The sequence below is a fragment of the Pseudomonas yamanorum genome (assembly GCF_013386765.1).
GTDB lineage: Bacteria > Pseudomonadota > Gammaproteobacteria > Pseudomonadales > Pseudomonadaceae > Aquipseudomonas > Aquipseudomonas yamanorum_A.
Map to the genome: position 1 here is coordinate 1 of NZ_JACARE010000064.1, position 19,231 is coordinate 19,231.

The following is a 19,231-nucleotide window of genomic DNA, read 5'->3' on the forward strand; positions in this document are numbered from 1 at the left end:
CTTTTGATCTTGATCTTAGGCGCCCCGTTAAACCACGCTGGCCGAACGCAGGTAGTACGGAGCGGGTAAACCGGCAGGACGCCGGTTTAGCCGCGACGGGGCAGGGACGCCCCGTCGCGGCGGCCCGCGGAGTAATACCTGCGTTCGGGCACACCGAGCCCTAGCGAGGTGCCGAGTGGTGGGGCAAGAGCGTTTTGCTTACTTTTGCGCTTTTCAAAAGTGAGCCGCTGTAAGAGCGGAACCCATATCAGCAACAACCCAAATAACGGATATGTACTCAACCCCTCAGAGACCCCAAGTCAACCACAGCATTGACCACCCTAGGTACGCCGCAACATCAACGCCGCCACCGCACACGCCGCCAACGCCACACACGCCAGAAAGAACGCATCACTGTAGGCCATCAAAAACGCCTGGTGACGAACACTCTGGTCCAACAGGTTCAACACCACTTGGTGATCCGGCAACTGCTCCTGCAGCACCCCACCATCGGGCAAACGCGCTTGCAGGGCCGGGTCAAACAGCGTCACCGACTCGCCAATGCGCGCCGAATGCACCTTCTCGCGCACCACCACCAATTGCGCCAGCAGCGCTGTACCCACCGCCCCCCCCAGGTTACGCAGCATCGAAAACACCGCCGACGCCGACCCGGCCTGCGCCTTGGCCAGCCCGTGCACCGCCAGCACCGACAACGCCACCATGATCAGCGGCTGCCCCATGCCCCGTACCACGATCGAAGGCACGATCACATTGCTCGCGCTGTCCGCCGACAGGTGCGCCCCCATCCAGCACCCCAGGGCCATGATCGCGAACCCCGAGGCCACCAGCATCTTGGCACTGACCCACTTCATCAGGCGCGGCAGAAACGGCGCCATGATCAGTTGCACCATCCCATACGCGATCAGGCTCACGCCGATTTCGCTGGCGTTGTAGTGCTGCAACTGCGACAGGTAATTGGGCACCAAAAACACCAGGCCATAGGTGCTGGCGCCGAAGATAAACATCGCCACGCTGGCCACGCCAAAGTTGTAGTGCCCCAACAGCCGCAGGTTGATAAAGCTGTGGGCGCCCCACAACTGGCGCGCCACAAAACCGATCAAGCCAACCACCGCCAGCAGCGTCATCCATACGATAAAGTTCGAACCGAACCAGTCCTTGCGCCCGCCCTCCTCCAGCACGATCTGCAACGCACCCAGGCCCAGCACCATGCAGCCGATGCCCAGCCAGTCGCCCTGGCGCAACAGGCCCAGTTGCATCGGCTGGCGGTCGATGGACCAGGCCACCGCCGCCAGCAACGCGATCCCCGGGAACAGTTGCAGGTAGAAGATCCAGCGCCAGGAATACGCGTCGGTCAGCCAGCCGCCAATCGACGGCCCGGCGGCCTGGGCAACGCTGTTGGCCAGGCTGAACAAGGCCATGCCCAAGGGGATCTTGCTGGCCGGCAGTTCGGTGATGATCAGCTGGAATGACAGCGGAATCAGCACCGCCCCGGCCGCGCCTTGCACCACCCGGATCAGGATCATCACTTGCAGGTTCGGCGACAGTGAGCACGCCACCGAGGCCACCAGGAATATCCCCGAGCCCCACAGCATCACCCGGCGCAGGGAGAACACCTGCACCAGCCACGCCGTGAGGGGAATCATGATGATTTCGGCCACCAGGTAGGCGGTGGAAATCCACGAGCCTTCCTCGAAGGTCGCCCCCAGTGCGCCTTCGATTTCCGGCAGTGCGGCGCTGGTGACGTGCACGTTCATCCCGGCCATGAAGCAGCCGAACAGCCCGCCGATCACCGCGACCCAGGCGCGAAACGACACACGCCCTTCAGCCTCCATGAACGTGCTCCTGGCGGGCGGCCGGGCGGGTGTCCACCGTGGCAATCACCGACATGCCCGGCAGCACCCGCGCCTCGCCGGGCTCCAGGCGGATCTTCACCGGGAACCGCTGGACGACCTTGGTGAAGTTGCCGGTGGCGTTGTCCGGCGGCAACAGCGCGAACACCGCGCCGGAACCGGGGGCGATGCTCTCCACCTGGCCGTGCCAGTGCGCGCCGGAAAAGCTGTCGACGGCGATATCCACCGGCTGCCCGGGCGCCATGTGCTGCAACTGGGTTTCCTTGTAGTTGGCAATCACATACGCCTGCTCCACCGGCACCACCGCCAACAGCGGCAGGCCGGGCATCACGTATTGCTGGCGCCGCACCTTGCGCTGGCCCACCACACCGTCAAACGGCGCGCGGATCTCGGTGTCCTTCAGCGCGTTACGGGCCAGGGCCAGGTTGGACTCGGCTTCGCCAACGCGCGCCTGATACTCAAGGATCTGCGCCTGGGCCTGCTGCCGACGCGCCTGCAAGACCTGCAACTGCGCCTGCTGGCGCGCTACCTGGGCGTTCGCTTGCGCCATCGCCGCCTGGGCCTTCGCCTGGCTGGCGCTGACGGTTTCCAGGTGCTGGGCGCTGGCCACCTGTTGCGCGACCAATTCACGATAACGCTGGTAATCGAGCCTCGCGCGCCGGGCTTCGGCCTCGCCACTGCTCAAGGCGGCCCGCGCCTGGGTGATGCGTTGCTGCTGCTCGCTCATTTGCGCGTCGAGGGTTTTCACCGAGGCCTGTTGTGCAGTAGCGGCTGCCTGCGCCTGTTGCAGTTGCGCCTGGGCGCTGTTGAGGCGCTCGGTGAAATCTCGGTCGTCGATACGCACCAACACATCTCCCGCCTTGACCGGCTGGTTGTCTTCCACCAGCACCTGGGCCACATACCCGGCGATCCGTGGGCTGATGGCGACCCAATCGGCACGCACATAGGCGTCGTCGGTTTCTTCGAGAAAGCGCCCCCACTGCCACCAATACCCGGCAAAGGCGGCGAGCCCTACCAGCGTAGCGAGAGAGGCAGTGGTCACCAGGGCGCGACGATGACGTTGCATAACGGTCAGGCGAATAGGTTCAACAGCCTGGTTCATGGTGTGGCTCCATTGACAGCGACAGATAAGGGGGCGGTTGGATCGTCACGCTGCCAGCCGCCACCGAGGGCCTGGAACAGGTCGATCTGGCGGTTGATCAAACGCAGGTCGGACTCGGCCACGCGGGCTTCAAGGCCCACCAGGCTGCGTTCGCTGTCCAGCAGTTGCAGGGCATCCAGCGCGCCGGCGTGGTAGCCGCGGGACGCCAGGTCAAAGGCGCGACGGTTGTTGTCCAGGGCAGCGGCCAGCGCCTGGCGACGCTGCTGCTCGCCCTGGTACAAGGCCATGGCCTGCTCCACCTGCTTCAGCGCGTTGAGCACCGTACCGTCAAACCGTGCCAGGGCCTGGCGCGCTTCGGCCTGGCTTTGCTTGACCCGCGCCTTGGCGATCTGCCGATTGGGAAAGCGCCAGGACACCAACGGGCCGACGGAATAAACGGTCGCGTAATGGTCACCCAGTTTGCCCAGGCTGCTGGCAGACGAACCGAGCATCGCACCGAAGGTAATCCGCGGATAAAGCTCGGCACGGGACAAGCCCACCGTCGATGTGGCTGAGCGCAACTGGCCCTCGGCGCGGCGGATATCCGGCCGCCGTTGCACCAGCGCCCAGCCCTCGCCCACCGGCAACGGCGCCTGCAGTTGCGGGCTTTGGGCGCAGCTGTGAGGCGTGACCTGCTCCGGCGGCAACCCGCTGAGCACGGCCAACTCATACAAGGCACTGCTGCGCCGGGCCGTGAACATCGGCAACGGCGCGCGGGTTTCTTGCAGCAGGCCTTGCAGGCGACTCAAGTCCAGCTCCGTCGCCGCGCCGGCTTTTTGCAGCTTTTGCGTGACCGCGACGCTTTGCTCCAGCAACTGCACCGAGTGCGACTGCACCTGTTCCTGCAAGCCGTAGACGCAGGCCTGGGCATAGGCACGTGCGATCTGCGCGGCCACCGTCACCCGCAACTCGTCTTCCAGCGCCCGCGCCACTTGGGCATCGGCCCGGGCCGCGGCAATGCGGTAACGCACCTCGCCCCACAGGTCGAGGGTGTAGCTCAGGGAAAATTCGGGGGTGTGGCTCCATTCCGCACCGGCATGGCCGTGGGTGGCCTGGGCCAGGGTCTGGTCATCCCGGCTGCGACCGTAGGCCAGGCCATAGTCCAGCGACGTGGACGGCAGGCGCTCGCCGTCCACCTGTTCCAGCCGCGCCAGCAACGCGTCGACGTGGGCGGCAGCGGCTTCCAGGTCTTTGTTCTGGCGCAGGGCGCGCGCCACCAGAGCGTCCAACTGCGGGTCGCGGTACAGCTGCCACCAACGGGCAGGCAGCGGCTCGGCCGATTCGGCGGAAAGCTGCGGCGCAGGCGTCGCCGTGACCGTCGACGGCTCGCCGGGCACGCCACTGCACCCGGCCAGCACGCTCAACAGGGCGATGGGTATCCATGGATGAAAGGAAGGGCTGTGCATCACAAGGCTCGCTCAAGAAGGAGCCTTGCAGGTTAGGCAGGTGGCCTGTCCGGTTCGCCCGCGTCAGGGCCATGTATCGTCGCTAAACGGACAACAACGTTACATGACGCAACACTACGCCCCCGGCCGGAAATGACTCGGCGGATAACCCAGCGACCGACGAAACATCGCACTGAACGCACTCGGGCTCTGATACCCATGCTCCAGTGCCACCTCCAGGATCGACACGCCCTGGGCCAGTAGCTTCAAACTCAAGGCCAAGCGGGCACGCTTGCGCCATTCGCCAAAGCTCATGCCCAACTCGCGCTGGAACACCCGGCTCAGGGTACGGGCGCTCATGTTCAGGCTGTCGGCCCAGGATTCCAGGCTGCTGTCGTCGGAGGGGTTGCGGATGAAATGGGTGCACAGCCGGGCCAGCCGCGCCTCGCCGGGCACCGGCACGTGCATCGCCACCACCGGCGCGGCGAGCAGCTCCATGCGGATCAACTCGACCATGGCCTGCAGGCGCGGGCTGCTGTGCCCGGCGATCAGGGTCGCGGCGACGATCAGCTCCCGCAGCAACGCCGACACTTCGATCACCTGGCAGGTGCGCCCCAATCCCGGCTCCGCCTCGGGCATCAGGAACAGCGTGCGCATATGCACTTCGCCGGCCATGCGGATTTCGTGCGGGGTGCCGGCGGGCACCCACAGCGCATGCCCGGACGGCACCAGCCAACTGCCCTGGGCGGTGCTGACCACCATCACCCCGGACACCCCGTGGATCAGTTGCGCCTGGGCGTGGCAATGGGGATGCACCACGTCATCGTTGCGGTAGTTGTCGGCATAGGCTTCAAGCCACGGGCGGGGTTGGCTGTTCATCGGCTCAGGTCTCGCGTCAATCAGGCATTGATTCTAGCGAAAAGCCCTGTGGCGAAAACGATAGATATAGACAGCCATCGTCGTATTTCAGACAGCCGGTGAACTTGTGGACCACGCCATCAGTCAGCTGATTGGACACTCTGAAAAAGGTTGGGTGGGCGATGCGTATTTCGTTGGAGCAACAAGTGGCGCTGGTAACAGGCGCCAGTTCCGGAATCGGCGCGGGGGCCGCCAAGGCCCTGGCCGAGGCCGGAGCCGCGGTGGTGCTGAACTACAACGCCCAGGCGGCGCCGGCTGAAGCCTTGGCGGCGCAGATCAATGCCAGCGGTGGCCGGGCGATTGCGATTGGTGCCGACGTGTCGAAAGAGGCCGATGTGGAGCGGCTGTTTGCGCAAACCCTGGAAGCATTCGGGCACCTGGACATTCTGGTGGCCAACTCGGGCATGCAAAAAGACGCCGCCGCCGTCGACATGAGCCTCGACGACTGGAACGCGGTAATCGGCGTCAACCTCACCGGCCAGTTCCTCTGCGCCCGCGCGGCCCTGCGTATCTTCAATCGCCAGGGCATCCGCGAAGGGGTTTCCCGAGCCGCCGGAAAAATCATCCACATGAGTTCGGTGCACCAGGTGATTCCCTGGGCCGGGCACGTGAATTACGCCGCGTCCAAGGGCGGCGTGGAAATGCTGATGCGCACCCTGGCCCAGGAAGTCAGCCAACAGCGCATCCGCATCAACGGCGTGGCACCGGGGGCGATTCGCACGGCCATCAACCGCGCCGCCACCGAAGGCGCGGCCGAGGTGGAGCTGCTCAAACTGATTCCCTATGGCCGCGTGGGTGACGTCGAAGACGTGGCCAATGCGGTGGTGTGGCTGGCCAGTGATGCCTCCGACTACGTGGTGGGCAGCACCTTGTTTATTGATGGCGGCATGAGCCTTTATCCGGAGTTTCGTGGCAATGGTTGATCTGAAAAACGAACCACAAAGTGCTATCGATGCCCACGGCATCATTGGCGACATGCGCAGCGCGGCGCTGGTGAATGACAAGGGCAGCATCGATTTTTTCTGCTGGCCGGAGTTCGACAGCCCGTCGATCTTTTGCTCGCTGCTGGACTCCCCCGCCGCCGGGATTTTCCAGCTCACGCCGGACCTGCCCGACGCCCGCCGCGAGCAGATCTACCTGCCGGACACCAACGTGCTGCAAACCCGCTGGTTGAGCGATGAGGCGGTGGTGGAAGTCACCGATTTCCTGACCATCAGCGAAGACGTCGACGACCTGCCGATCCTGATCCGCCGCGTGCGGGTGGTCAGCGGCAAGGCGACCATTCACCTGCGCTGCGCGGTGCGGCATGACTACGCACGCGCCCAGACCCGCGCCACCCTGGATGACGCTGACGTGCGCTTTGAAGCCGACGGCCAACCCGGCCTGCGCCTGGCCGGCAGCCACGCCATGCAGCTCGATGGCGACGCCGCCATCGCGACCTTTGACCTGGGCCAGGAAGAAGGCGCCGAATTTGTCCTCGGCGGCCTGGACGATGCCCGGGTGAAAAACGACTGCACCGACCTGTGCCTGGAACGCACCCTGAAATTCTGGCGTGGCTGGATAGCCCAGTCCAACTACCGTGGACGCTGGCGCGAGATGGTCAATCGCTCGGCCCTCGCCCTGAAGCTCCTGACCTCGCGCAAACACGGCGCCATCCTTGCCGCCGCCACCTTCGGCCTGCCGGAAACTCCCGGCGGCGAACGCAATTGGGACTACCGCTACACCTGGATCCGCGATGCCTCGTTTACTGTCTACGCCTTTATGCGCCTGGGGTTTATCGAGGAGGCCAACGGCTACATGCGCTGGTTGAAAGGCCGCGTGGGCGACTGCTGCGACCAGCCGATGAAAATCAACATCCTGTACGGCATCGACGGCCGCCAGGAACTGCCGGAAACCGAACTCAGCCACCTCAGCGGCCACGGCGGCGCGCAACCGGTGCGCATCGGCAACGAGGCCTACGACCAGGTGCAACTGGATATCTACGGCGAACTGATGGACGCGGTGTACCTGGTCAACAAATACGGTGAAGCCATCTCCCACGAGGGCTGGAAACACACGGTGGAAGTGGCGGATCAGGTCTGCGAAACGTGGAACCACAAAGACGTTGGCATTTGGGAAATGCGCGGCGAGCAGCATCACTTTCTGCATTCACGACTGATGTGCTGGGTGGCCCTGGACCGGGCGATTCGCCTGGCGTCCAAGCGTTCGCTGCCGGCACCGTTTGCCCGCTGGGACCAGACCCGCCAGGCAATCTACGCAGACATCTGGAGCAATTTCTGGAACGAAGAACGCGGGCACTTTGTGCAGCATATCGGCAGCACCGCGCTGGATGGCTCGATGTTGTTGATGCCTTTGGTGCGCTTCGTTGCCGCAACGGACCCGCGCTGGTTATCGACGCTTGAAGCCATCCAGAAAAGCCTGGTACGTGACGGCATGGTGTACCGCTACCGCAACGACGACAGCCAGATCGACGGCCTGCAAGGCACCGAAGGCGCGTTTGCCGCGTGTTCGTTCTGGTACGTGGAATGCCTGGCCCGGGCCGGGCAAGTGGAGAAGGCGCACCTGGAGTTTGAACAGTTGCTGCGCTATGCCAACCCGCTGGGGTTGTATGCCGAAGAGTTTGATAACCAGGCACGGCACTTGGGCAATACGCCGCAGGCGTTGAGCCATTTGGCGCTGATCAGCGCGGCGACCTTCCTGGACCGCAAGTTGAGCGGGGAGAAAACGGTTTGGCAGCCTTAAGGCCGTACCCCCTCTGACCACAACAGAGTAACCCTGTGGGAGCTGGCTTGCCTGCGATGGCGGTGGATCAGCTCATGCATCAATGACTGAAACACCGCCATCGCAGGCAAGCCAGCTCCCACAAAGACCGCGCCAGACTTGGAGACGAAGTGTTCCCGGTGCACAATGCGCGGCCCTTCGATCCCAGCCAGGATTCCAATGCGCCAGGTACTACTGATCATCGACGTACAACCCTCCTTCGCTCCGCCCGACTGGCTGGTGGACGGCATCAACGCCCTGCTGGGCCGGATGCCGTCAGTGGCCACCGTCGAACGCCACGACGAAAGCATCACCCCGTTCGCCCGCCAACTCGGCTGGCAGCCAGCGCCCGACGACAACAGCCTGATTGCCGCCGACTATGTCTTCATCAAACACGGCTACGCCCCCACGCCTGAAACCATCAGCCACCTGAAAAGCCTCGCGCCGGAGCGGGTACTGGTGTGCGGCATCCAGACCGACACCTGTCTATTGGCGGCCGGGTTTGCGTTGTTTGATGCCGGCTTGCAACCCACACTGATCAGCGATTTGACCGTGGGTTCGTCGCTGGACCGTTCGGGAAAACTGGGGGCGGATTTGTGGCGGCATCACTTCAAGCACATCGTCACCCGCGCAGAAATTTAACCCTGCCCCCCAACTGTGGCGAGGGAGCTTGCTCCCGCTGGGGCGCGAAGCGGCCCCAAACGACTCACCGCCATCTCACAGCAAGAGTACAACCAACAAAACCTGGGGCTGCTGGGTGATCGTCTAGACAAGTAAAGCAATTGCAGCCTTTCGGATGACGTTTGGTCACTCGTTTGGTCTACAGTTGCACCACTTTCCCTCCACCCTCGGAGCCTCCATGTCTGCTCTCGCTCAGTTGCTGCACGTGCGCACCCCCATGCTCGACATCGCCTACGAGGCCCATGGCCAGGAAGGCGGCGAGGTGGTGATCCTGCTGCACGGTTTCCCCTACGACCCACGCGGCTACGACGCGATCGCCCCGGTGGTCGCCGGGCGTGGCTACCGGGTGCTGGTGCCATACCTGCGGGGTTATGGCCCGACGCGCTTCATCAGCGCCAATGTAATGCGCTCCGGCCAACAAGCGGCGCTGGCCAAGGATCTGCTGGATTTCATGGATGCCCTGTCCATCGAAAAAGCCACGCTGGTGGGCTATGACTGGGGCGGACGCGCCGCCTGTATCGTCGCGGCGTTGTGGCCTGAGCGGGTGCACGGGCTGGTGACCGGCGATGGCTACAACATTCAGGATATTGCCGCCTCGACCCGGCCCCGGGCGCCGGAAACAGAGCATCGGCTGTGGTATCAGTTTTACCTTCACACCCAACGCGGGGTCGATGGCTTGACCGCCAACCGGCGTGAGTTCTGCCAGTTGCTGTGGGCGCTCTGGTCGCCGTCCTGGGCCGAGGGGCCGAGCCTGTATGGCCAGACCGCACCCTCGTTTGATAACCCGGATTTTGTCGAGGTGGTGGTCCACTCCTACCGCCACCGCTTCATGTACGCACCGGGTGACCCGGCGCTGGAAAGTATCGAGCAGGCGCTGGTACAACCGCCGCCGATTTCGGTGCCAAGCATCTCGTTGTGCGGCGCCGATGACGGCGTGGGCCCGGCCCCGGTTGAAGATGACGACCTGGAGAACTTCAGCGGGTTTTACCGGCGCGAGGTACTGGCCGGCGTGGGCCACAATATTCCCCAGGAAGCACCCCAGGTCACCCTGGAGGCGATCTTCGAATTGCTGAGCCTTAACCCCCAGCCAAAATCCTGAAGCTGAACACGCTGCCCTGCCCCGCCACGCTTTCGGCCCACAGGGTGCCGCCATGGGCTTCGATAATGCCGTGGGAAATGTACAACCCCAGCCCGCTGCCGGTGGGGTTGCCCTCGCGGGAGGTCCAGTAGCGATCGAAGATATACGGCAGTTGCGCCGGGTCGATGCCGATGCCGTTGTCGCACACCCGGAACAACACGTCGTCACCGTCAGCCTCGGCAATCACCTCGATCACACCGCCCGCCGGGGTGAATTTCAGGGCGTTGCCCAACAGGTTGGAAAACACCTGGAACAACCGCTCCGGGTCGGCCTGCACACACAGCCCCGGCGCAGAACGCCATGTCAGGTCAACGCCCTTGGCTGCCGCCAGCGGCTGCCACATCGAGCAGATCTGTTCCTGGGTCGCCGCCACATCCAGCTGTTGCAGCGAAACACTGTAGCGCCCGGCCTCGATGCGCGAGATATCGATCAAGTCTTCCAGCAGCGTGTTCATGCGCGACGTAGCGTTTTGCATGGTCTCAATCGCGCTGGAGAGGCGCCGGCTGGTCTTGTTGTCTGCGGCGGGCAGCATGCTGCGCATCATGCCGCATTGCATCAGCAGGATGGTCAGCGGGCTGCGCAGGTCATGGGAGACTACGGCCACCAGCTCATCACGCGCCCGTACGGCCTCATGTTCACGCTGCACCTGGCGCGCGAGGTCGTGCTCCAGGGCGTTGCGACGCAGGTTTTCCACCGCCTGCAATTGCGACAGTGTCCAATACAGCGCCTTGCCGTCAACCTGCTGCTTCCACAGTTCAAACGACAGGCGCGGGCTTAACGTCGTGCCGCCCGGTTCCTGGTGTTTGATCGGCTGGCCGCTCCACTCCACCGTCGACTGAACCTCCGGGCGAAACCACATCACCGCGTTGTCCACCGGCTTGGGCAGGCAGAACGCCAACAGGCCACTGGCATGGGCCTGATAGGCCGCCGCCGGGGGAAAGTCCGCAGACAGCTGATGGCTGTGCACCACGCCTTTGCCTTGCCCGCGCACCCACCGGTACAGCTCGTGGATCTCAGCCCGCGTGGGGCAAACGCCGAACACATGCAGGCGCTCTTCCACCAGAATCGCCAGGCCACCGGCGGCAGTCAGGTTCAGCAGCGATTGCGCATACGGCAGCAGGCTTTCCATTACATCGCACTGATCTGCCGTCATGGCCGCCACCAACTCTTCAACCATGGCGGCCTTTTCGCGTTGCTGGCCGCGCTCCTGCTTCTCCTGGAGCAAAGTGATCTGCATCGACAGCAGTTGGCCGACGCTGGTGCACGCCGTGCGCAGTTCATGGGGCACGCGCAACGGCTCACGGTGACCACAGGTGATCAGGCCCCAGAGCTGGTCATCCTTGAGCAGCGAAATGCTCATGGAGGACCGCACGCCCATGTTCTTCAAATAGTGGCAGTGCACCGGGGAAACGCTGCGCAACACGGCGAAGCTGAGGTCCAGGGGCTGGCCGGTGTCGGGGCGCAGGGCCGGCAGGATCGGCACCGGCTGGTACTCGGCGTCGGGGATCGCGCGGATCCAGTTCAGCCGGTACAACTCGCGGGCCTGGGGCGGAATGTCCGAGGCGGGGAAACACAGCCCCAGGTAGGGTTGCATGCCGTCGCTGAGGGCTTCGCCGATGACCTTGCCGTGGCCTTCCTGCTCGAAGCGGTACAAGGTGACCCGGTCATAGCCGGTCAGGGCGCGAATTTCGGTGACGCAGACCTGGTACAGGCTTTCGAGGGTCTTGGCCGACTGTAGCCGGCGCAGCGTGCGGGCGAGCTGGCTCACGGCGCTGTGCTGAACCGTCAGGGCTCGCTCCAGCTCGAGAAACAGCAGGCCCTGATGGCGGTGCAAAAGGATGTCGTAGGCGTAGCCTTCAAGCGTCAGTTGGTGCAGTTCATCTGCGTCGGCGTCCAGGTCGGCCAAGGCGAGGACGACCTGCGCCGCCGCCTTGCTGCCCAGCACACTGGCCAGGGCCTGGCCCGAGATGCGCTCGGCGTCCAGGCCCAATGCCACGGTCAGGTTGCTGCTGGCTTGCAGCACCTCAAGCGCCGGCTCGCTCAATGTCAACAGCAGGCCGTGGGGCTGGATCGAACCGGGAATGTGGATGGGCTCACTGGCGCAATCGTCTATCAGCGTATCAAGCGTGGTCATCGCAGCACCCCGCAGTGGTCCAGCCACTGCTCGAAACACAGGAAGGTCGACTCGGCGACGCTTACCGCCTCCAGGCGTTCGGCGGGGGATTGCAGTGGGTACAGGCAGTCGAGGAAGCGCTGCCACAGGGCGCTGGTCTCAGCGCCGTACACATTCATGAACGCGCCACCGTTGGTGGAGCCAACACCAATCTTGATCTCGATCAGGTTGCGCAACACCTGGCCGCCGAGGGTGGCGCCTTCCAGCACGTAGAGGGCGCCCAAGGCTTGGGCCACGTTGGTAATGGCGGGCAGTTCGGGGCATATCGGCAAGGCGTCGATCTGCGGGTTTTCCAGGCCCAGCGCTAGCAAATCCGCCTGCAAATACGGGGTTTTGCTGCGCCGTCCCCATTCCAAGCCAGGGATGATTTCGCCCCACGGCGCCAGGGCGCGCTCCAGCGGCTGATAGAAGCCGTAGTAGGCGCTCATCAGCTCGCGGTAAAGCGCCAGGTCCATGCGGGAAAAAGGCAGCCGGGTATCGAGGCGTCGATGCAGTGCAGCGGTTGCCGCGCGCAATTCAACAAGGACAGGAGGTAGTGAATTCATAAGCAGTGCGTACGCCGGAAGGGTCGAAACCGCGACGTAGAGGCCTGGGATCAAGTCACTGCGCAATGGACTGTGGGTAACATAGCACCTTGATACAAAAACATTCCTATTCGTTCAATTTCGATCAGTTCTAACAGGGGCGGAAAACCGTTCGCGGTAGACCTGGGGCGTGATCGACACCGCCCGCAGGAAGCTGCGGCGCATGGTTTCTTCGCAGCCAAACCCGCAGTGCAAGGCAATGCGCTTGATCGACGCGCTGCTGTCGGCCAGTTGCCGGCGGGCGGTTTCCACGCGGATCAGCTCGACGGCCCGCGCAGGGGTCTGGCCGGTTTCGCTGCGGTAGTGGCGCACGAAGCTGCGTTCGCTCATGCCCGCCTGGGCGGCCAGTGTGGCGACGTTCAAATCCAGGGTCAGGTGTTCGGCGATCCAGGCGTGCAATTCTGCAAAACGGTTGCCGCCCTTTTGCAGGGACAACGTCACGCTGAACTGCGATTGCCCACCGGGGCGCTTGAGAAACACCACCAGGTGCCGCGCCACTTCCAGGGCCACGGCGCGGCCCAGGTCCTCTTCCACCAGTGCCAGGCACAAGTCGATGCCGGCAGTCACCCCGGCGGAAGTCCACAGGTTGCCCTGCTGGATGAAAATCGGGTTGGCTTCCACCCTCAGCTGTGGGTATTTGCGCGCAAGCTCTTCACAACGGGTCCAGTGGGTCGCCACGCGGCAGCCGTCGAGCAAACCGCTGGCGGCCAGCAAAAAGGCGCCGGTGCACACCGAAGTCATGCGCCGTGACAGCGTGGCTTTTTGGCGCACCCAGTCCACCAGGGCCGGGTCTTCGGCGGCACCGTAAACGCCCCAGCCGCCGGCGATCACCAGGGTGTCGCACGGTGCGTCGGCGGCCGGCAGCGGCTCGGCCACCAGGGCCAGGCCCGCCGAAGTCATCACCGGCTCGGCCTGGGCGGCGATCACACTCACCGCATAGGGCAAGGGCAAACCTTGCTGGCGCGCCAGGTCATTGGCCGAGGCAAACACTTGCAAAGGCCCGGTGACGTCGAGCACCTGCACATTGGGGAACGCGAGTACGTTGATGATTCTGGGCATGATTGGCGTGATTCGTGGGTTGAATGGCGTATGCGCCAAAGCCTAGGTGACTAGAGTGAAGCCGTCCATCCCTTTATCAGGAGCAGTCCCCATGACCTTGCAGATCGGCTTTTTGTTGTTCCCCGGCATCCAGCAACTGGACCTCACCGGGCCCTACGACGTGTTGGGATCGCTGCCGGATGTGAAGCTGCATCTGGTGTGGAAGGACCTGGCGCCGGTCACCTCCAGCACCGGCCTGGTGTTTACCCCCAGCACCACCTATGAGGCGTGCCCGACGCTGGATGTGATCTGCGTGCCGGGCGGCTCGGGGGTTGGGGCGTTGATGGAAGATGAACCAACCCTGGCGTTTCTCAAGGCCCAAGCGCAAACCGCGCGTTATGTGACCTCGGTGTGCACCGGCTCCCTGGTGCTGGGGGCGGCGGGCTTGCTGCGCGGGCGCCGCGCGACCACCCACTGGGCCTACCACGACATGCTGGCCCCGCTCGGCGCGATCCCGGTGCAGGAGCGCGTGGTGCGTGACGGCAACCTGTTGACCGGTGGCGGGATCACCGCCGGGATCGATTTCGCCCTGACCCTGGCGGCCGAGCTGTACAGCGAAGCGGCGGCGCAACTGGTGCAGTTGCAGATTGAATATGCCCCGGCCCCGCCGTTCAACGCCGGCCGGCCGGAGACCGCACCGGCGCACGTGCTGGAAGAAGCCCGCAAACGCACCGCCGAGTCGCGCAAGACCCGGGGTGAAATCGTGGCCCGGGCGGCGGCGCGGCTGGGTTAAGCGTTCGCGTGCCCGTGGCGGTCGGCGGGCACCAGATGCCCGATCGTGCCGTCGCCATACGCCCGTTCCACCTTGGAAATCACCACGTGATAACCGCCGTACCAGCGGCGGTACAGGCGCTTGGCTTCCAGGTGGGTCGGGTGGCTGGCAAAGGCGCGGATCGACGCTTCATCGCGCCAGTAATAACTGGCGTTGATCAACCCGCCATCCGCCGAGCGCCACGACTCGGCCCCCACATATCCCGGCAGCCTTGCCGCCAGTGCGTCGATCAAATCCGTGAGGCGCTGGAACTCATCATCCCGTTCACCGGGCTTGTAGATAAAGGCTGCGATGTACATGGGTAACGTCCTTTTATAAGTGGTTTATCACGCTGGCCGAGACATCAGCGCCAACCGCACGGCCAGCACCATCAGCACGGTGGCCAGGCCCCATTTCTGTAAGCCTGCGCTACCCGGTTTGCCGGCAAAAAACCGGCTCACCGCCCCGCCAAAAATCCCCAGCACGGCATGAAATACGCCGCTGATCAGCGTCAGGATCACCCCAAGTTGCACCAGTTGCAGCGCGATCGGCCCCGCCTCGGGGCTGACGAATTGCGGCAGGAACACCATGAAAAACAGCAACGCCTTGGGGTTGAGCACACTGTTGAGCATCGCCCGCACAAACACCCGGCCCAGGGGCTCCCGGGTGACGTGGGCGGTGTCCAGGGCCGGTGTTTTTTGCAGGGTCTTGAACACCAGCCACAGCAGGTACAACACCCCGGCATAGCGGATCAGGTCGAAGGCCGGCGGCCAGCTCGCGACCAGTGCGGTGACGCCGGTCGCGGTCAGGGCCGTGAGCAGCAGGTCCGCCACGCTGATGCCCAGCCCCGACGCCACACCGCCACGCCAGCCATAGGTCACACCGTGGCTGATGACGAAGGCCATGTTCGGGCCCGGCGATAACAACAGCAGCAGGACTGCACCAGAGAAAACAGCCAGGGTTGCGAGGTCGATCATGCTCAAGCCATCCACCGGGAAAGCCTGTAGATTAATCAGCTCACCTGATACAAACAAAAAATTGATCTAGATACGCTTTGCACAGGAACGCGCCATGGCTCAGGTCCGCTACAAACTGATCGTCGATGAACTGGCCACGCGGATTCGTGCCGGAAAGTTACCGCCGGGCACCCAGTTGCCGACCGTGCGCAACCTGATGAACAGCCATCGCATCGCCCTGGCCACCGCCTTGCGGGTGTACAGCGAACTGGAGGCCAGCGGCCTGGTGGTGGGTGAGCCGGGGCGCGGCACTTTTGTGCGCGACACCACGTTGCTGCGAGGCATGGGCCTGGTGCAACAGCCGCTGCAACCGGGCACCGTAGACCTGAGCCTCAACTACCCTTCGCTGCCCGGCCAGGCCGAGATGCTGCGCGACGGTTTACGCGCCATCGCCGCCTCGGGCGACCTCGATGCGCTGCTGCATTCCGCCCCACAGGGTGGCCGCGCCCATGAACGGCAGACGGCGGCGCGGCACCTGCGTAATCGGCAGATTCGCGTAGGGGGCGAGCAGGTATTGATCGTCAATGGCGCGCAACAAGGCCTGTCCGTGAGCCTGATGGCGCTGCTGCAACCGGGGGATGTGCTGGCGGTAGATGCGCTGACGTATCCCGGGTTGAAAACCTTGGCCCAGTCCCAACGCATCGACCTGGAGCCACTGCCACAACCGGCTGGCCATACGGACCTGGATGCGCTGGAGGCCTTGTGCAAACGGCGCCCGGTGCGGGCGTTTTATTGCATGCCCACGTTGCACAATCCGCTGGGCACGGTGATGGGCGAAGCTGATCGCGAGCGCCTTGCCGCGTTGGCTGAGCGATACGATTTTCTACTGATCGAAGACGGCGCCTACGCCTTTCTCGCCGAGCCCGCACCCAAGCCGTTGTTCACCTATGCGCCGTTGCGCACGGTGTATGTGTCCGGCCTTTCGAAGAGCGTGGCATCGGGGTTGCGGGTGGGGTTTATCGTGGCGCCCAAGGCGTTGGTGCCGGCGCTGGAGCAAGCGATTCGCGTTGCAACCTGGAGCACACCGACACTCACGGTGAACCTGGCGTGCCGCTGGATCGAATCCGGCGCGGTGGATGCGCTGGAAGAACACAAGCGCCAGGATGCGCGCCAACGTCAGGTGTTGGCACGGGAGGTATTGCAGGGTTGCGAGATAATTGCGCATCCGACGTCGTATTACCTGTGGTTTGTATTGCCCGAAGGCTTGCGGGCGGATGCGGTGGTGGCTGCGCTTGAGGGCCAGGGTGTGCGTGTCACCAGTGCCGAGCCGTTTGCCTGTACAGCGCATGTGCCGCATGCGTTGCGGGTGGCACTGGGGTCGATTGATTTGGCGACATTGCGGGTGGCCTTGGGGAAAATTCGCGAAGCAATTCGGATATGAATAAAGGGCCAGCAGGGTAAATCCCTTTGATTTGCGGGACATTTCCGAGACAATCTTTCGGCCTTGTGCCCATTGGAACCTGTGGCTAGTCTTCGCCCCGTCACTGCTCATCAGTGATCGGGTTTAGTCGCTCGGGTCTTACATGGCGCATGAGTCTCATGAAGTTTTATGGTGGCTGTGCGTAGGGCGCCTTCGGGTGCGCCGGTTTTCCATGTGGCCGGTCGACTAACCTGCGCATAGCCGCCACCCTCGTTTAGTCGCGACGGGTGTCAGCTCCTAAAACATATGGAGTTACACCATGAATAAACCCGTCCCCGACCCACCCATCGACCATTTCAAAAACCGCGCCGCCTTCAATCGCGCTCTCGAACACTACCTGCCCTCCCAGGGTTTCCACACCGTGAACGAAGACCTGAGCTTCGAAGACTCCCTTCTCTACACCGCCAGCCTGCTGAGCAGCGCCTCGGCCACCGCGCTCGATTGCGGCGAACTGCTGCGAAGCCCCGAGCGGGCGAAGTTGTTGGCGGTGTGGCATTTGCTGGAAATTGCCAAGACCACAGTCGACCGCTCAATTGAGTGCCTGCACCTGCGCAAGGCTTAAAAACAACGCGGTCAAAACTGTGGGAGCGGGCTTGCTCGCGAAAGCGGCGTACCAGTCAACGCATGCATTGACTTGAAAACCGCTTTCGCGAGCAACCTTGATCCAGAACCGACCTACACCAAAGCAGGAAGCGTCCGACTACTCACTTCTCCTCCTCTCCCCTAGCGTGCCGTGTCCTGAACATTACAAAAGGACACATCAGGGATGAAGCGTTATCACATCACCGTAGGCGCAAAGACCACCGCCGACGGCACCGTACGCACCGGTTGCGCAGATTGCACCATTGACGACGTGCCCCAGTCTGTTGAAGGCGACGAGATTGATTGCCCGGCTTGCGGAACCACCGGGGTCATCGTGTGCGATGGCCCGCGTCTGGGGGACACCATCAATGGACGCAACGCCGCACTGGAAGACGACCTCTGCCACTGCCAATGCACCCCATGGCCCCGACTGATCGCCAATCAAAACCAAAGCTCACAGACCATTGAAGTTGACGCCCCACCACAGGCGAGGGCCGCAGCGTCTGCCGTTTCCCAACCCACAGCAGCAGCGGCGCGATCTACACAGCGCCCGCCCACGCAATTCTTTACCCCGCAGCAGGTACCCACCTGTGAAAACACCTGGCGCACATACCAGGACCAGGCCGAAGCCATCGTGGCGCCGGGCGGCACGCTGATTGCCGATCCCAAGGCGCGTAACCGGGCAATCAACGTGGCTTATGCACAGTTGTGGCGGCTGGATAACCGCTTTCAGTGGGCGGGGCTCGCGGCGTTCGCGTCCAAGCAAGTGGGGTGTGGTTTGTTGCATGCGTCTGAGTCGATGGAAAAGATTCAGGCTGAACATGAAGCGGCACAAGCGCTGAGAAAAGGTGCCAGGGACGGGTTCTGGAGCTTGTTCAACCCCCTTGAGACGCAGCGACAGGCGAAGTTGCTGGAGTACGAACAACGGCAGCTTGAGTATGAACGGGCCATTCGCAACAACCCCTTGCCCGGTATTGATTGGCGGCGCGACGGCGAGCCGTTTTCAGCAGTGCAGCAGCTTTACCGGCATGTGTACGAGATGATGGCGATGGGGAATACGACGTTGTTTTTGGATGTGTATCCGTTGCATGTTTTTTATATGGAACGGGGGTTGAGGTTGTTTGAGAGTTGCTTGTCTTCGCGCCAGAACATTTATGGGGGTGGCCGCCCTTCGGTGTTGTGGCCGGCAGGGCATGAGCAGTTGAGATTTGGCACTGATCACGAGGCAATCCTGCAAGCCTTCGAGGCCATCAACGCTGGCAATATCGCCGGAAGTGTTGAGTATCTCGCTGACCACGAACAACGAAATATCCTTCAACCAACAATGTACCGTGACTCAAAACTGGTAGCCCTACTTCGTGGCAACCATCTCTCCTACGTCACTGGCATGCCGTCCGGTGCAGCCCAAGCCATTGAGCTGACGCTGGCAAACCAATGCCGCCCCGTTGAAGACGGCCGAACCATTGAATTCAGCAAAAATCCCATCGCCAATTTGGCCGATATCGACCAACGCATGACCTTCGTCCTGAGAGCTGCGGCGCAGTTTGATACGCTGCTGCGTAGCAATGAGCGACAGCGAATCGAACAGGCGCTAGAAGATATCGCTGAAGGCCGGGGTGTCCAATGAGCCGGATCATGCAGTTCTTGTGTCCTTCTGCTGCGAGCTGACCGCATAGGGTGCCATTTCGCCCCCAGCTGGAACCGACCCGATTAATGTGAGATCACGGGTAGCGT

General features: G+C 63.2%; 17 protein-coding genes. 8 read left to right on the forward strand and 9 right to left on the reverse strand.

What is annotated here, in order from left to right; all coding sequences use genetic code 11:
- Positions 1–320: 320 nt before the first annotated feature.
- The 4 genes from HX875_RS31140 to HX875_RS31155 form a co-directional block, all read right to left on the reverse strand.
- Positions 321–1,832, reverse strand: a complete 1,512-nt coding sequence (locus HX875_RS31140; RefSeq protein ID WP_177048712.1) for a DHA2 family efflux MFS transporter permease subunit — start codon at positions 1,830–1,832, stop codon at positions 321–323.
- A complete protein-coding gene (locus tag HX875_RS31145) occupies positions 1,822–2,952 on the reverse strand; it encodes an HlyD family secretion protein (protein ID WP_177048713.1) in 1,131 nt (376 codons plus the stop codon). The genes HX875_RS31140 and HX875_RS31145 overlap by 11 nt, the downstream gene beginning before the upstream one ends.
- Positions 2,949–4,397, reverse strand: a complete 1,449-nt coding sequence (locus HX875_RS31150) for an efflux transporter outer membrane subunit (protein WP_177048716.1) — start codon at positions 4,395–4,397, stop codon at positions 2,949–2,951. Before HX875_RS31150 ends, HX875_RS31145 begins: the two co-directional genes overlap by 4 nt.
- Before the next feature lie 114 nt (positions 4,398–4,511).
- Positions 4,512–5,255: an AraC family transcriptional regulator gene (locus HX875_RS31155; RefSeq protein WP_177048718.1), complete on the reverse strand. Its 744-nt coding sequence runs from the start codon at positions 5,253–5,255 to the stop codon at positions 4,512–4,514.
- 161 nt (positions 5,256–5,416) lie between these two features.
- Here HX875_RS31155 and HX875_RS31160 point away from each other — a divergent pair, with 161 nt between their 5' ends.
- The 4 genes from HX875_RS31160 to HX875_RS31175 all read left to right on the forward strand — a co-directional run bounded on the left by HX875_RS31160 (position 5,417) and on the right by HX875_RS31175 (position 9,834).
- Complete coding sequence (locus HX875_RS31160) at positions 5,417–6,217, forward strand: SDR family oxidoreductase (protein WP_177048720.1); 801 nt, start codon at positions 5,417–5,419, stop codon at positions 6,215–6,217.
- Positions 6,210–8,036, forward strand: coding sequence for a glycoside hydrolase family 15 protein (locus HX875_RS31165; protein WP_177048722.1), 1,827 nt, complete (start codon positions 6,210–6,212; stop codon positions 8,034–8,036). Before HX875_RS31160 ends, HX875_RS31165 begins: the two co-directional genes overlap by 8 nt.
- Before the next feature lie 198 nt (positions 8,037–8,234).
- The gene (locus HX875_RS31170; protein ID WP_177048723.1) at positions 8,235–8,696 is read left to right on the forward strand and encodes a cysteine hydrolase family protein; all 462 of its coding nucleotides are present in this window, start codon (positions 8,235–8,237) and stop codon (positions 8,694–8,696) included.
- A gap of 217 nt (positions 8,697–8,913) precedes the next feature.
- Complete coding sequence (locus tag HX875_RS31175; RefSeq protein ID WP_177048724.1) at positions 8,914–9,834, forward strand: alpha/beta fold hydrolase; 921 nt, start codon at positions 8,914–8,916, stop codon at positions 9,832–9,834.
- Here HX875_RS31175 and HX875_RS31180 read toward each other — a convergent pair.
- The 3 genes from HX875_RS31180 to HX875_RS31190 all read right to left on the reverse strand — a co-directional run bounded on the left by HX875_RS31180 (position 9,812) and on the right by HX875_RS31190 (position 13,689).
- Positions 9,812–12,007, reverse strand: a complete 2,196-nt coding sequence (locus HX875_RS31180) for an ATP-binding protein (protein WP_177048725.1) — start codon at positions 12,005–12,007, stop codon at positions 9,812–9,814. The two genes, HX875_RS31175 and HX875_RS31180, sit on opposite strands and share 23 nt — an antisense overlap.
- Positions 12,004–12,591: a biliverdin-producing heme oxygenase gene (locus HX875_RS31185; RefSeq protein ID WP_177048726.1), complete on the reverse strand. Its 588-nt coding sequence runs from the start codon at positions 12,589–12,591 to the stop codon at positions 12,004–12,006. The genes HX875_RS31180 and HX875_RS31185 overlap by 4 nt, the downstream gene beginning before the upstream one ends.
- 114 nt (positions 12,592–12,705) lie before the next feature.
- Positions 12,706–13,689, reverse strand: a complete 984-nt coding sequence (locus tag HX875_RS31190; RefSeq protein ID WP_177048728.1) for a GlxA family transcriptional regulator — start codon at positions 13,687–13,689, stop codon at positions 12,706–12,708.
- 91 nt (positions 13,690–13,780) lie between these two features.
- Between HX875_RS31190 and inhA the strand changes: the two genes are divergently transcribed.
- Complete coding sequence (gene inhA / locus HX875_RS31195; RefSeq protein ID WP_177048730.1) at positions 13,781–14,461, forward strand: isonitrile hydratase; 681 nt, start codon at positions 13,781–13,783, stop codon at positions 14,459–14,461.
- Here the strand turns inward: inhA and HX875_RS31200 are convergent.
- A complete protein-coding gene (locus HX875_RS31200; RefSeq protein WP_177048732.1) occupies positions 14,458–14,799 on the reverse strand; it encodes an antibiotic biosynthesis monooxygenase family protein in 342 nt (113 codons plus the stop codon). The two genes, inhA and HX875_RS31200, sit on opposite strands and share 4 nt — an antisense overlap.
- Positions 14,800–14,826: 27 nt before the next feature.
- On the reverse strand, positions 14,827–15,456 hold the full coding sequence (locus HX875_RS31205) for a LysE family translocator (RefSeq protein ID WP_177048734.1): 630 nt from the start codon (positions 15,454–15,456) through the stop codon (positions 14,827–14,829).
- 94 nt (positions 15,457–15,550) lie between these two features.
- Between HX875_RS31205 and HX875_RS31210 the strand changes: the two genes are divergently transcribed.
- From HX875_RS31210 to HX875_RS31225, 3 genes are all read left to right on the forward strand, one after another.
- Positions 15,551–16,876, forward strand: a complete 1,326-nt coding sequence (locus HX875_RS31210; RefSeq protein WP_177048736.1) for an aminotransferase-like domain-containing protein — start codon at positions 15,551–15,553, stop codon at positions 16,874–16,876.
- 298 nt (positions 16,877–17,174) lie between these two features.
- Positions 17,175–17,477, forward strand: a complete 303-nt coding sequence (locus tag HX875_RS31215; protein WP_177048738.1) for a DUF6124 family protein — start codon at positions 17,175–17,177, stop codon at positions 17,475–17,477.
- A 204-nt stretch (positions 17,478–17,681) separates the two neighbouring features.
- Complete coding sequence (locus HX875_RS31225) at positions 17,682–19,124, forward strand: PAAR domain-containing protein (protein ID WP_256348215.1); 1,443 nt, start codon at positions 17,682–17,684, stop codon at positions 19,122–19,124.
- Positions 19,125–19,231 lie beyond the last annotated feature (107 nt).